The organism is Pseudacidovorax sp. 1753, assembly GCF_040544975.1.
Lineage (GTDB): Bacteria > Pseudomonadota > Gammaproteobacteria > Burkholderiales > Burkholderiaceae_C > Xenophilus.
In genome coordinates, this window is the sequence record NZ_JBEPKY010000011.1 from 1 (window position 1) to 13,454 (window position 13,454).

The following is a 13,454-nucleotide window of genomic DNA, read 5'->3' on the forward strand; positions in this document are numbered from 1 at the left end:
TGCGGTTATCAAATCGGGCGTGCCCTGGCAGCCTGGTTATCCACAGCACGCCACTGCATGAACTAACCATTGACTTTGAACACAGTTGCTCTCCCGCAGGGGGAGAGGGAGCACAAGACCGTCACACCTCCAACAGCATCTTCACCCGCGCCTGCACCCGGCCCTCGCGCACCTGCAGTTCGGCCGCCGACACCGGCAGCTTGAAGCGCCGCGGCCCGGCGCTGCCCGGGTTCACGTAGAGCACTGCTCCCCGCATTTCCACGTGCGGTCGGTGCGAATGGCCGGTGACCACCACCTGCGTGCCGAGGGCCGGCGGCTCGGCCACCAGGTCGGCGATGTCGTGCACCACGCACAGCCGCACGCCGTGCAGCTCGCAGTCCAGCCGCTTGGGGAGCGCCTCGGCCCAGGGGCCGATGTCGTTGTTGCCGCGCACGGCCAGCGTGGGCGCGATGGCGTCCAGCGTCTGCAGCACCTCGGCGCCGCAGATGTCGCCGGCATGCACGATGGCGTCGCTGCCATGCAGCCATTCGAGCGTCTCGGGACGCAGCAGGTTGTGGGTGTCGGAGATGAGGGCGATGCGGGGCATGGCCCGACTGTCGCCAATGTGCGTGTCGCCCGTGCCGTTCATGGAAAGCCCCCATGCGCTCCAGGGACGTCGCCCCCTACGATCCGACGTCGTTTTCCTCCCCGGTGCGGCGCGCGCAAGGCCCGGCCGCCCCCGCCTCCCATGTCCTCCGCCCCCGAGCCCGGCGCCCAGCTGGACGCTGCCAGCCCCCTCCCCCCCGACATCGCCGCTGCCGACGAGCCCGTGAAGGTGCCGCTGGCCATCGAGGACTGGGCCACCGTGGTCATCATGGCGCTGCTGGCCTGCATCACCTTCGCCAATGTGCTGGTGCGCTACTTCACCGATTCGTCCTTCGCCTGGACGGAGGAGTTCTCGGTCTTCCTGATGATCCTGCTGGCCATGGTGGGCGGCTGCGCCGCCGTGGCGCGCGACCGGCACATCCGCATCGAATACTTCAGCGAGGCCGGCTCCCTGAACCGCCGTCGGCGCCTCGCGCAGTTCGGCGCGGCCATGGTGGCACTGCTGTTCTTCCTGATCACGGCGCTGTCGGTGCGCGTAGTGTGGGACGACTGGCGCTTCGAGGAGACCTCGCCCGGCATCGGCGTGCCGCAGTGGTGGTACTCGATCTGGCTGCCCATCGTGTGCACCGGCATCGGCCTGCGTGCCGTGGGCCTGTTCATCCGCCGCGGCCGGCGCCCCGCCGATGGCGGTGAAGGGAGCGACGCATGATCGCCACCCTGCTCTTCGTCGGCTTCGTGGCCATGATGCTGATCGGCGTGCCGATCGGCGCGGCGCTGGGCCTGGCCGGCGCGGCCTGCATCGCGCTGGCCAATGCCGATGCGCAGTGGTTCGGCCTGCTGGCCGTGCCGCAGAACTTCTATGCGGGCCTGGGCAAGTACCCGCTGCTGGCCATTCCGATGTTCGTGCTGGTGGGCTCCATCTTCGACCGCTCGGGCGTCGCACTGCGGCTGGTGAACTTCGCCATCGCCATCGTGGGCCGCGGGCCCGGCATGCTGCCGCTGGTGGCCATCGTGGTGGCCATGTTCCTGGGCGGCATCTCGGGCTCGGGCCCGGCCAATGCCGCCGCCGTGGGCGCGGTGATGATCGCGGCCATGTCGCGCGCCGGCTACCCGGCGGCCTACTCGGCCAGCGTGGTCGGCGCGGCGGCCGCCACCGACATCCTGATCCCACCCTCGGTGGCTTTCATCGTGTATTCGGTGCTGGTGCCGGGCGCCTCGGTGCCGGCGCTGTTCGCGGCCGGCATGGTGCCGGGCATCCTCGCCGGGCTGGCGCTGATCGTGCCGGCGGTGTGGATGGCCCGCCGCCACAAGATGGGCGCGCTGGAGGCCACGCTGCCCCGCCCGCCCTTCTGGCAGAGCCTGCGCGAGGCGGTGTGGGGCCTGGCGGCGCCGGTGCTGATCCTGGGCGGCATGCGCGCCGGCTGGTTCACGCCCACCGAGGCGGCGGTGGTGGCCGTGTTCTACGGCCTCTTCGTGGGCATGGCAATCCATCGCACCATCAAGGTCCGCGACCTGTTCCCGATCCTGCGCGAATCGGGCGAGCTGTCGGCGGTGATCCTGATCGTGGTGTCGCTGGCGGGCATCTTTGCCTATTCGCTCTCCACGCTGGGTGTGATCGACCCGGTGGCCAAGGCCATCGTCAATTCGGGCCTGGGCGAATACGGCGTGCTGTCGCTGGTCATCCTCATGCTGATCACGGTGGGCATGTTCCTGGACGGCGTGTCGATCTTCCTGATCTTCGTTCCGCTGCTGTGGCCCATCGTGCAGCACTACAACTGGGACCCGGTGTGGTTCGGCGTGCTGCTCACGCTCAAGGTGGCGCTGGGCCAGTTCACGCCGCCGCTGGCGGTGAACCTGATGGTGTCCTGCCGCATCGCCGGCGTGCGCATGGAGTCCACCGTGCGCTGGGTGGGCTGGATGCTGTTCGCCATGTTCCTGGTGATGGTGGCCGTGATCATCTGGCCGCAGCTGGCGCTGTGGCTGCCGCGCTACCTGGGCTACTGACGACGCCGGAGCCCCCGACAAGACAACCCAAAGGAGACGAAGCATGACCCCATCCACCTTCCGCCGCAGCCTCATCGGCCTGGCCGCCGCCGCCGTGGCCCTCGCCACCTTCTCGACCGGCGCCGCCGCGCAGTCGGCCTACAAGGCCGAATACAAGATGTCCCTGGTGCTGGGCCCGCCCACGCCCTGGGGCATGGCCGGCAAGCTCTGGGCCGACATGGTCAAGGAGCGCACGCAGGGCCGCATCAACATCAAGCTCTATCCCGGCGTCTCGCTGATCCAGGGCGACCAGACGCGCGAATTCAGCGCGCTGCGCCAGGGCGTGATCGACATGGCGGTGGGCTCGACCATCAACTGGTCGCCGCAGGTGAAGGAGCTCAACCTCTTCTCCATGCCCTTCCTGATGCCCGACTACGCCGCCATCGACGCGCTGACGCAGGGCGAGGTGGGCAAGGACATCTTCGCGCGCCTGGACAAGGCAGGCGTCGTGCCGCTGGCCTGGGGCGAGAACGGCTTCCGCGAGGTGACCAATTCCAAGCGCCCCATCAAGACGCCCGAAGACCTCAAGGGCATGAAGCTGCGCGTGGTGGGTTCACCCATCTATTCCGACACCTTCAGCGCCCTGGGCGCCAACCCCACGCAGATGAGCTGGGCCGATGCGCAGCCGGCACTGGCCAGCGGCGCGGTGGACGGGCAGGAGAACCCGCTGTTCCTGTTCACCGTGCTGAAGATGCACACCGTGGGCCAGAAGTACGTGACCACCTGGGGCTACGTGGCCGACCCGCTGATCTTCGTGGTCAACAAGGAGATCTGGGCCAGCTGGACGCCCGCCGACCAGGCCATCGTGCGTCAGGCCGCCATCGATGCGGGCAAGCAGGAAATCGCCCTGGCCCGCAAGGGCCTGACCGAGGCCGACAAGCCCCTGCTCAAGGAGATCGCCGGCATGGGCGTGACGGTGACCCAGCTCACGCCGGCCGAGCGGGACGCCTTCGTGAAGGCCACGCGGCCGGTCTACGCCAAGTGGAAGGGCACCATCGGCGCCGGCCTGGTCGACAAGGCCGAGAAGGCCATCGCGGCGCGGCAGAAGTAAGGCGGCTTACTTGGCCTTTTGCATCCCGGCCCCATGCACGGGGTCGGAGGCCATGCTGCTGGCCATCACCTGCCTGTAGGCCGACTTGGTGAGGTTGATCTTGCAGAACTCGTCGAGCTGCGGCTTGATCTTCTCGACCGCCACCTCGTCGAACACCGCGTCCTTCTTGCCGTGCGTGCCGTGGCCCACGGCGTAGTAGATGAACTTGGGCTTCACGGTCTCGTCGAGCGCCACGTAGTCGGAGCAGCGCATCTTGACGATGGGCTTGGCGGTGGCCGTGGCTTGCACCGGAGCGGGAGCAGCCGGGGCAGGCGGCGGCGTCTGTGCCATCGCGGCCGAGGCGGCCAGGGTCGACAAGGTCAGGACGGAGAGGGCTGCGAGAACTTTCATGGGGACACTCCTGGGGCAAGAACATGGGTGAGGGCATGGCCGGTCACCACGGACCGGCCACGTCCACGGCCTATCGCCCGGACACCGCAGGTGTCGGAGGGCGATGGGTTCATCCTAGGAATGGGCGCTTAGAAGGTTCTTAAACAGGCACAGGCCCGGTCAGCGCAGCAACTCGCCGCTGGCCTCGGGCTGAAAGGTGATGGCCTCCACCTGCAGCACGGCCGCGCGCCCGTCGGGAGCACGCCAGCGTGCCTCCTGACCCGCCCGCAGGCCCAGCAAGGCGATGCCCACGGGCGACAGCACGGAGATGCGGCCCTGGCCCGCATCGGCCTCGTCAGGATAGACCAGCGCGATCTCGCGGGCGGTGGACGCGCCGGCCTGGGCCACACGCAGGCGCGAGCGCATCGTCACCACGTCGGGCGCCACCTGTGCGGAAGGCACCAGCTCGGCGCTGTCGAGCACATCCTGCAGCGCATCGGCCGCCGCGGACGGGGCCTGCAGCCATTTGCCGAGACGCACATGGTCCAGCTCGGTCAGCACACGCACCGGCGCGGCCGTGGCGGACGAGGACGTGGTCGGGGAAGAAGAGGAAGAAGAAAAAGACATCGCACGACTCCTGAAAAACAATCGCCGGGTGCAAGCCCGGCGATGCGATTGGCGAGGAGGATGGATGCGTGCTCGCCGGGCTCAGGAGGGTGCGGCCAGGCACTGGCCGCGCAGGCGCCGCTGGACGCCCACGCGCGTGCACGCCCGCAAGACGGGGCGGTGCGCAGCGAAGGGGCAGAAGCGGAACATGCGGGGCCGGTCGGTGCGATCGCAGACGGGACTCAGTGCTGCAGGATCTTGTTGAGGAAGTCCTTGGTGCGCGGCTGGCGGTTCTCCGGATGGCCGAAGAACTCTTCCTTGGAGCAGTCTTCCAGGATGCGGCCGCCCACGTCGATGAAGATCACGCGGCTGGCCACCTTGCGCGCGAAGCCCATCTCATGGGTCACGCACATCATGGTCATGCCTTCCTTGGCCAGGCTCACCATCACGTCCAGCACCTCGCCGACCATCTCGGGGTCCAGCGCCGAGGTGGGCTCGTCGAAGAGCATGACGATGGGGTCCATCGACAGGGCGCGGGCGATGGCCACGCGCTGCTGCTGACCACCGGAGAGCTGGCCGGGGAACTTGTCCTTGTGCGCCATCAGGCCCACGCGGTCGAGCATCTTGAGGCCGCGGGTCTTGGCCTCGTCCGCACTGCGGCCCAGCACCTTCATCTGCGCGATGGTGAGGTTCTCGGTCACCGACAGGTGCGGGAACAGCTCGAAGTGCTGGAACACCATGCCCACCTTGGAGCGCAGCTTGGGCAGGTTGGTCTTGGGGTCGTTGACCTTGATGCCGTTGACGACGATCTCGCCCTTCTGGATCGGCTCCAGCGCGTTCACCGTCTTGATCAGCGTGGACTTGCCCGAGCCCGACGGGCCGCACACCACCACCACATCGCCCTTGTCGATGCTCACCGAGCAGTCGTGCAGCACCTGGACGGGGCCGTACCACTTCGAGACGTTCTTGATTTCGATCATTTTTTCAGCCATGGCTTGAACCCTTCATCGGATGATGGCGATTTTCTTGTGCAGTCGCTTGACCATGTAGGACAGCGAATAGCAGAGGACGAAATAGACGACGGCGGCCAGCAGGTAGGCCTCCTCGGGACGGCCGAAGTTCTTGCCTGCCGTCTCGAAGCCCTTGAGCAGGTCGTAGGCGCCGATGGCATAGACCAGCGAGGTGTCCTGGAACAGGATGATGGTCTGCGTCAACAGCACCGGCAGCATGTTGCGGAAGGCCTGCGGCAGGATCACCAGTGTCATGTTCTGCTTGTAGGTCATGCCCACCGCCATGCCCGCGAACACCTGGCCGCGCGGGATCGACTGGATGCCGGCGCGCATGATCTCCGAGAAGTAGGCGGCCTCGAAGCAGATGAAGGTGACGATGGCCGAGGTCTCGGCACCGATGGGCCGGCCGATGACGAAAGGCACCAGCAGGAAGAAGCCCAGGATCACCATCACCAGCGGCACCGAACGCATGCCGTTGACGTACACCGCCGCCGGGAAGTCCAGCCACTTCTTGCCCGACAGCCGCATGAGCGCCAGCAGCGTGCCGAAGAAGATGCCGCCCAGCGTGGCGACCACGGTGAGCATCACGCTGAAGTACAGGCCCTTCAGCACATAGGTGCTGATGAGGTTCCAGCTGTAGAAGGAAAAGTCGAGGCCCAACATGTCAGTGGCCTCCCGTCCCGCCCGCGGCCACGAAGCCCGGCACGCGGATCCTGCGCTCGATGAAGGTCATGATGCGGTTGATCAGCATGGCGCTGATGACATAGAGGATGACGACCCCGACGTAGATCGGGATCTGGGCCGAGGTTTCCTCGCCGGCCTGCAGGTAGAACTGCGTGAGCTCGGGGATCGACACCGCGAAGGCGACGGAGGAGTTCTTGAAGATGTTCATCGACTCGCTGGTCAGCGGCGGCATGATGATCCGGTAGGCCATCGGCAGCAGCACGAAGCGGTAGTACTGGAAGGTGGTGAAGCCCACCGCCATGCCCGCGTAGCGCTGACCGCGCGGCAGCGCCTGGATGCCCGAGCGCAATTGCTCGGCGATCCGCGCCGAGGTGAAGAAACCGAGGGCGCACACCACCAGCACCAGCGGCGGCAGGTCACGCATCGCCGGAATCATCTTGGGCAGCACGAAGTACCAGATGAACACCTGCACCAGCAGCGGGATGTTGCGGAACAGCTCCACCCACGCATTGCCGAAGCGCACCAGCCAGGGACTGTCCGGCAGGGTACGCAAGGTGCCGATGATCGAGCCGACCACCAGCGCCAGCAGCAGGGCCGCGAGCGCGACGCTCACGGTCCAGCCCCAGGCATTGAGCATCCACTGCAGATAGGTCTGGTCGCGCCCGTGTGCAAAACAGCTGGCGACCGCCTCATTGGTGAGCGTGTCCTGGCAGAAAACCGACATATCCAGGCTCAGCATCCATCCTCCTCCGCGGGTCAGGCCCCGCGCTCATTCCATCGAAAAGCCCGCGTCGGCAGGCGTGCCGCGCGGGCTTGGCTATTGAGGTCGACAGAGACCTTACTTGTTGGCGTAGGCTTCCATCGGCTTGTCGTTCGGGTTGGCCCAGGCGTCCTTGGTGCTCTGCGACGCGGGCATGTTCAGGTTGACGTTGTTCGGCGGGATCGGCTGCATGAACCACTTGTCGTACAGCTTGGCCAGCGAGCCATCCTTGATCTGGCGGACGATGCTGTCGTCGACGGCCTTCTTCAGCTTGGCATCGCCCTTGGGCAGCATGCAGGCGATCGGCTCGACCGACAGCACTTCGCCGACGAGCTTGAAGTCCTTCGGGTTCTTCGACTTGGCGGCGTTGGCGGCCAGGATGGAGCCGTCCATCACGAAGGCGTCGGCGCGGCCCGACTCGAGCAGCAGGAAGCTGTCGGCGTGGTCCTTGCCCATGACTTCCTTGAAGTCGATGCCTTCGGCGCGCTTGTTCTTGCGCAGCGTCTGGACCGAGGTGGTGCCCGTGGTCGTGGCGACGGTCTTGCCCTTCAGGTCGGCGATGCCGTTGATGCCGGAGTCGGCCTTGGTCAGGATGCGGACTTCTTCCACGTAGGTCGTGTAGGCGAAGTCGACGTCCTTCTGACGCGCGGTGTTGTTGGTGGTGGAGCCGCACTCGAAGTCGATGGTGCCGTTCTGCACCAGCGGCACGCGGTTCTGCGAGGTGATGACCTGGTAGTTGATGGTCAGGGGCTTGCCCAGGTCCTTGCCGATGTCCTTGATGATGTTCTCGGCCATTTCGGTGTGGAAGCCGACGTACTTGCCGCCGCCCAGCGTGAAGGCCAGGCCGGACGAATCGCGCACGCCGAGGTTGACCGCGCCGCGCTCCTTGATCTTGGCCAGGGTGTCGGTGGCCTGCGCGAACGCTGCGCTGGTGGCGAGCGCCGCGATGGCGATGAGCGTGAGTTGCTTCTTCATGAATGTTCCTTGGGAGGGGTCGGGGACGGGCGAAATTCTAGACACACACCTTTTTCGGGATAACCCGAACCAAGAGGGTGCAGAACCCACCAACATTGGGCATTAAAACAGCGCGCTGCGCACCACAAAGTGAGGCGTGCGCCCTCTGTGTCAGGGCTTTGCAAGGGTTAGCAGTCTCCATGCCCAAGCTGTGGCAGGCCCATGTGCATCAGGGATGGAGGCATGCATACACGGCATCGCAAATGCATGGCTCGCAGCGACCCCCGCGCTGAAGGCGGGGACAGATGCGCTGCGCAGCGCCGCGGGAAGGCGCCGGACCGGTCAATCGGCGGCCGGTTGCGCGTTGGTCAGGTAGGCCCAGAGCAGATCGGCCGCGCGCTTGGGCGTGGAGCCGCCGTCGCCGCCGCGGGCCGGGGCCGCCGGGCGCTCGCGGTAGGCACGGATCTCCATCGTGGCCTCCAGCGGCGCCATGTCCGGTCCGTTGGCGCTGACCAGCTTGCGCGAGCGCACCTCGTTGCGCACGGCGCTCTGCGGCAGGAAGGCGATGCCATGGCCTTCGAGGGCCATGACCTTCAGGCCCTCGGCCATGTCGGTCTCGTAGACGCGGTCCAGGTGGATGGGCACGGAGGACGACTTGAGCAGTTGGTCGACCACGCCGCCCAGGTAGGCCCCCGGTGCATAGCCCAGGTAGGGCAGCGGCCAGCCGGGCTGCCCCGGCAGGCGGTGGCGCGGCTGGCCTTCCGCGTCGGGCCTCACCCACGGTGCGACCACCTCTTCGCCGAGGTGGACCATTTCGTAGCGGTGGGTGTCCAGCTGCAGCGGCTGGGAGGGATGCTGATAGGCGATCAGCAGGTCGCAGTTGCCTTCCACCAGCCGCATCATGGCGTCGTGCACGTTCAGGGCGATCAGCCGGCTCTTGAGCGGACCGAACTCCTGCCGCAGCCGCGTGACCCAGCTCGGGAAGAAGGTGAAGGCCAGCGTGTGCGGCACGGCGAACTCGATCACGTCCTGCGCCACGGCCGAATGGCCGCGCAGCATGGCCCGGGTGCTCTGCAGCGACTGCAGGATCTCCAGCGCCTGGGTGTAGAGGGTCTGGCCGGCGGCCGTGAGCCGCGTGGGATAGCTGCTGCGGTCCACCAGGTCGGTGCCGGCCCAGCTCTCGAGGGCCTGGATGCGGCGCGAGAAGGCCGGCTGGGTCACGTGCCGCAACTGGGCCGAGCGGCTGAAGCTGCGGGTTTCGGCGAGGCTCACGAAGTCCTCCAGCCATTTGGTTTCCATGGCGCGCGATTATGGTCCTGGGTACGCTCCAGGCCCGGCCTGCCTGTCCCGCATTTCCTGTCCACCTGCCCATGACCGCCTCCGACCTCCTCGACCTCGATGCCACCACCCTGTCGCGCCGCATCGCCGACCGCAGCCTCTCGTGCCGCGAGTTGATGCAGGCCACGCTGGCGCGCATCGACGCGCTCAACGCGCGCTTCAACGCCCTGGTCTCGCTGCGCGATGCCGACGCCGTGCTGGCCGAGGCCGATGCCCGCGATGCCCAGCTCGCGCGCGGCGAGCGCCTGGGCTGGATGCACGGCTTTCCACTGGCCGTGAAGGACCTGAGCCACGCCGCGGGCCTGCCCACCTCCATGGGCTCGCCGCTGGCGCCGAAGAGCCCGGCGAGGCAGGACAGCCTGCACGTGGCCCGCGCCCGGGCCGCAGGCGCCATCGTCATCGGCAAGAGCAACACGCCCGAGTTCGGCCTGGGCTCGCACACCTACAACACCGTCTTCGGCACCACCCGCAATGCCTGGGACGACGGCAAGTCCGCCGGTGGCAGCAGCGGCGGTGCGGCGGTGGCGCTGGCACTGGGCATGCTGCCGGTGGCCGACGGCAGCGACATGATGGGCTCGCTGCGCAACCCCGCGGCCTTCAACAACGTCATCGGCTTCCGGCCGTCGCGCGGACGTGTGCCGGGCTCGCCGGACGAGGACCTGTTCTTCCAGCAGTTGGGCACCGAAGGCCCCATGGCGCGAACGGTGGAGGATGCCGCCCGCCTGCTGTGCGTGCAGGCGGGCGTCGATGCGCGCGTGCCGCTCTCGCTGCCGCAGGCGCTGCCGGATGCCGATGCGCTCGACCTGCGCACCGAGGTGAAGGGCCGGCGCATCGGCTGGCTGGGCAGCCTCTGGCCCGAGCTGCCGGTGGACCCGGCCGTGATGGCCACCTGCGAGCAGGCGCTGTCCGTGTTCCGCACGCTGGGCTGCGAGGTCGAGGCCTGCCAGCTCGACGTGCCCCGCGAGCAGAACTGGCAGGCCTGGTTGCGCCTGCGCCAGCTGCTGGTGGGCGGCAAGCTGGGCGCGCTGGCGGCCGACCCGCGCAACCATGCGCGCATCAAGCCGGAGGCGCTGTGGGAGATCGAACAGGCCCGCCACCTCGACGCCGCCTCGCTCTACCAGGCCTCGATCTGGCGCTCGAACGTCTACCGCGCCTTCGTGCGGCTCTTCGAGCGCTTCGACGCGGTGGTGGCGCCGACGGCACAGGTCTTTCCCTTCGATGCCGACCTCCACTGGCCCGACGAGGTGGCCGGCGTGAAGAGCCAGACCTACCACCACTGGATGGAGATCGTCACGCCCTTCACGCTGGCCGGGCTGCCCACGCTCAATGTGCGCGCGGGCTTCGGGCCGCAAGGCCTGCCGATGGGACTGCAGCTGGCCGGGCCGGCCAACGCCGACCTCGCAGTCCTGCAGCTGGGCCATGCCTACGACCAGGCCTGCCCGTGGTCGGCGCTGCGGCCGCCTGTGCTGACGCCGCGCGAATCGCGCTGAGGCGCCTGCAACGCCCGGGGACCGTGCGATGAAGCGGCGGCGTCAGGGCCGCGGCGACATGCCTGCCGGCAGCTTCGTCCACGGCAGGTCGGCCGGGTCGGCAGCCATGGGGCCCGGCGCCTTGGCCACCAGGATGTGGCTGGCGATGGGCGCGAAGTCGGCGCGGAAGTGCACCGAGCTCTTGTTGACCAGCAGCTTCATGGCCTCGGGCGCGATGCCGAGGAAGCGGTAGAGCTCGCGGTCCAGCATCTGCGTCTTGAGCGTGCAGACACCGACCAGCACGCCCTCCACCTCCAGGCAGGCGCTGGGGCCGAGGCGGACCTCACCGCCCATGCCCATCGGCCCCTTGAGCACCACATGGCCATCCCGCAGCGCACGCACCGTGGCCCGCGCGCGCACCGGCTCATCGCTGAACTGGCCGCCCCAGGTGGGCACGCGCCGGCCGAGCTGCACCTCGATCTGCGCGCCCTCCCCCGCCGCATGGGCCGCAGCGGCCGCCTCCGGGTCGGCCAGCAGGCCCAGCGCCACCTGCCCCGGAAAGCGCCGGCCTGCGCCCGCGGCCAGCAGCGCATGGAGCATGCCGGTGGTGTTGCTGTCGCCCCCGGCGCCAGGGTTGTCCTGCGTATCGGCGATGACCACCGGTGCCGAGACGTCCGCGGCCAGCGCCAGGGCCTCGGTCACCGCGGCTTCGGGCGTCTTCAGGTCCAGCCGCCATTGGCTGCGCGGCTGGTCCACGCGCGCGAAGAGCGCGTCGACGGCCGCCTGGGCCTGCTCGCCATGGGCCCAGATCACCGGGCCGCATTCGGCGATGTCCGCCGCCGGAAAGCCCATGGCGAAGCTGAGGACCGTGCCCTGCGCGGCGTCCAGGTGCAGCAGTTCGTCGTAGACGGCGTCGGCCGGGGCGGTCATGGTGCTCTGCGCATTGAGCGGCAGCAGGAAGTCGAGCCGGCGCACGGCCAGCGGCTCGCGGCTGCCGCGGGCCAGGCGACGTGCCAGCAGCATGGCCGCCAGCGCGCCGGTGTCCTTCATGTCCACATGCGGATAGGTGCGGTAGGCCACCAGCGCATCGGCCACCGTGAGCATGGCCTGGGTCACGTTGGCATGCAGATCCAGGCTGGCGACGATGGGCACCTGCGGGCCCACCACGGCACGGATACGCGCCAGCAATTCGCCCTCGGGGTCGTCCAGATGCTGGGTGACGGCGGCGCCGTGCAGGTCGAGGTAGACCGCATCGACGCCCGGACCGGCCAGCGCGGCGCGCAGGTCGGCATCGATGTCGCCGGCGATGCGCTCGAAGGCCTCGCGCGTGACATGGGCCGAGGGATTGGCGCCGGCCCAGCCCGAGGCGGTGAGCGTCCAGCCCTGGGCTTCGGCCGCCTCGATGAAGCCGCCGATGGGAATGGCCTTGCCGCGATAGGCCTCGATGACCACCGGCCCCCGCCGGTAGGCCGGAAAGCCCGAGCCCGCCTCGAAGGCGGCCCAGTCGGCCAGGGTGGGCGCGAAGGTGTTGGTCTCGTGCTGGAAGCCGGCGATGAAGACGTTCATGGGACGATGCCGTGGGCGGCCTGGGAAAGGGAATCGGTGCCGGGTGACGGGTTCGTTCACACCTTCTTCAGATCGGCGACACCACGCCACGGCCCGCGAAATGGCCTTCGGCATTGGCCATGAAGCGGTCCACGCTGCATTGCACGGCCTCGGGCGACCAGCCGGCCATGTGGGGCGACAGCACGATGTTGGCGAGGCCCACCAGCGGCTCGGGCCGCCTGGGCTCGCTCTCGTACACGTCGAGCGCGGCGCCCGCGATGGTCTCGCTGCGCAAGGCTTCGGCCAGCGCCTCGGTATCGACCAGGCTGCCGCGGCCCACGTTGACCAGGTAGCCCTGCGGGCCCAGCGCCTGCAGCACCTGCGCATTCACCTTGTGCCGTGTGGCCGCGCCGCCCGGCGCCGCGCACACCAGCACGTCGCACCAGCGTGCGAGCTCGGCCAGATCGTCGAAGTAGCGGTGCGGCGAGCCTTTGACCGGCTTGCGGTTGTGGTAGCCCACCGGCATGTCGAAGCCGGCGGCGCGGCGCACCAGCTTGGCACCGATGGCGCCCATGCCGAAGATGCCCAGGCGCCGGCCTTCGAGCTGCGGCGGCATGGTGAGCACGTCGCGCCACACGCCCTCGCGGCACAGCCGGTCGCGCTCCGGGATGCGGCGCACGATGGCCAGGATCAGGCCGAAGGCATGGTCGGCCACCGTGCTGTCGTTGGTGCCGGCGCCGTTGGCCGTGACGATGCCGCGCGCCCGCAGCGCGTCCATCGGCAGGCCCTCGTAGCCCACGCCCATGCAGCACACCAGCTCCAGCGCCGGCATCGCCGCGACCTCCTCGGGCGTCAGGCCCACGGTGCCGATGGTGAGCACGGCGCGGAAGTCGCGGCCCCGGCTGGCGATGGCGGCGGCACGCTCTGCCGGCGTCGGTGCGTAGACGAGGTCGTAGACGGCGCCGATCTGCTGCACATGCGCGGGCGTCTGCTGGTTGAGGACGAGAAGAGGGATCTTGGCGGACATGGAAGCGAAGGGA

At 68.5% G+C, this 13,454-nt stretch carries 14 protein-coding genes; 4 read left to right on the top strand and 10 right to left on the bottom strand.

The genetic code is table 11. The annotated features are described in order from the left end of the window. Window positions 1-121 precede the first annotated feature (121 nt). Window positions 122-586 carry a metallophosphoesterase family protein gene (locus tag ABIC63_RS14965; protein WP_294373579.1) on the bottom strand — a complete coding sequence of 155 codons (465 nt, stop codon included), beginning with the start codon at window positions 584-586 and terminating at the stop codon, window positions 122-124. Between the two features lie 141 nt (window positions 587-727). Here ABIC63_RS14965 and ABIC63_RS14970 point away from each other — a divergent pair, with 141 nt between their 5' ends. From ABIC63_RS14970 to ABIC63_RS14980, 3 genes are read left to right on the top strand one after another with little or no spacing between them, the layout of a single operon-like run. After that, window positions 728-1,294: a TRAP transporter small permease gene (locus ABIC63_RS14970; RefSeq protein WP_354320359.1), complete on the top strand. Its 567-nt coding sequence runs from the start codon at window positions 728-730 to the stop codon at window positions 1,292-1,294. After that, entirely contained in the window at window positions 1,291-2,589 is a 1,299-nt protein-coding gene (locus tag ABIC63_RS14975; RefSeq protein WP_294373584.1) for a TRAP transporter large permease, read from the top strand. Before ABIC63_RS14970 ends, ABIC63_RS14975 begins: the two co-directional genes overlap by 4 nt. 43 nt (window positions 2,590-2,632) lie before the next feature. Further along, the gene (locus ABIC63_RS14980) at window positions 2,633-3,679 is read left to right on the top strand and encodes a DctP family TRAP transporter solute-binding subunit (protein ID WP_294373587.1); all 1,047 of its coding nucleotides are present in this window, start codon (window positions 2,633-2,635) and stop codon (window positions 3,677-3,679) included. Between the two features lie 6 nt (window positions 3,680-3,685). On the opposite strand, the gene ABIC63_RS14985 is transcribed toward ABIC63_RS14980, so the two are convergent. The 7 genes from ABIC63_RS14985 to ABIC63_RS15015 form a co-directional block, all read right to left on the bottom strand. Further along, a complete protein-coding gene (locus ABIC63_RS14985; RefSeq protein ID WP_294373589.1) occupies window positions 3,686-4,069 on the bottom strand; it encodes an HdeA/HdeB family chaperone in 384 nt (127 codons plus the stop codon). Window positions 4,070-4,228: 159 nt separating this feature from the next. After that, window positions 4,229-4,675, bottom strand: coding sequence for a nucleoside diphosphate kinase regulator (gene rnk, locus ABIC63_RS14990; protein WP_354320360.1), 447 nt, complete (start codon window positions 4,673-4,675; stop codon window positions 4,229-4,231). 221 nt (window positions 4,676-4,896) lie between these two features. After that, window positions 4,897-5,634: an amino acid ABC transporter ATP-binding protein gene (locus tag ABIC63_RS14995; RefSeq protein WP_017758520.1), complete on the bottom strand. Its 738-nt coding sequence runs from the start codon at window positions 5,632-5,634 to the stop codon at window positions 4,897-4,899. Between the two features lie 24 nt (window positions 5,635-5,658). Continuing rightward, window positions 5,659-6,327, bottom strand: a complete 669-nt coding sequence (locus tag ABIC63_RS15000; protein WP_017758519.1) for an amino acid ABC transporter permease — start codon at window positions 6,325-6,327, stop codon at window positions 5,659-5,661. Between the two features lies 1 nt (window position 6,328). Next, window positions 6,329-7,084 carry an amino acid ABC transporter permease gene (locus tag ABIC63_RS15005; protein WP_234193711.1) on the bottom strand — a complete coding sequence of 252 codons (756 nt, stop codon included), beginning with the start codon at window positions 7,082-7,084 and terminating at the stop codon, window positions 6,329-6,331. A gap of 102 nt (window positions 7,085-7,186) precedes the next feature. Beyond that, on the bottom strand, window positions 7,187-8,083 hold the full coding sequence (locus ABIC63_RS15010; RefSeq protein WP_294373594.1) for an amino acid ABC transporter substrate-binding protein: 897 nt from the start codon (window positions 8,081-8,083) through the stop codon (window positions 7,187-7,189). Window positions 8,084-8,404: 321 nt separating this feature from the next. After that, a complete protein-coding gene (locus tag ABIC63_RS15015) occupies window positions 8,405-9,361 on the bottom strand; it encodes a LysR substrate-binding domain-containing protein (RefSeq protein WP_294373597.1) in 957 nt (318 codons plus the stop codon). Between the two features lie 71 nt (window positions 9,362-9,432). Between ABIC63_RS15015 and ABIC63_RS15020 the strand changes: the two genes are divergently transcribed. Continuing rightward, window positions 9,433-10,890: an amidase gene (locus ABIC63_RS15020; protein WP_354320361.1), complete on the top strand. Its 1,458-nt coding sequence runs from the start codon at window positions 9,433-9,435 to the stop codon at window positions 10,888-10,890. A 42-nt stretch (window positions 10,891-10,932) separates the two neighbouring features. On the opposite strand, the gene ABIC63_RS15025 is transcribed toward ABIC63_RS15020, so the two are convergent. Together ABIC63_RS15025 and ABIC63_RS15030 are read right to left on the bottom strand one after the other, a co-directional pair. Next, the gene (locus ABIC63_RS15025) at window positions 10,933-12,435 is read right to left on the bottom strand and encodes a M81 family metallopeptidase (RefSeq protein ID WP_354320362.1); all 1,503 of its coding nucleotides are present in this window, start codon (window positions 12,433-12,435) and stop codon (window positions 10,933-10,935) included. A 67-nt stretch (window positions 12,436-12,502) separates the two neighbouring features. Next, window positions 12,503-13,441 (bottom strand): 2-hydroxyacid dehydrogenase, encoded by a 939-nt coding sequence (locus tag ABIC63_RS15030; RefSeq protein ID WP_354320363.1) that lies wholly within the window; start codon window positions 13,439-13,441, stop codon window positions 12,503-12,505. Between the last annotated feature and the right edge of the window lie 13 nt (window positions 13,442-13,454).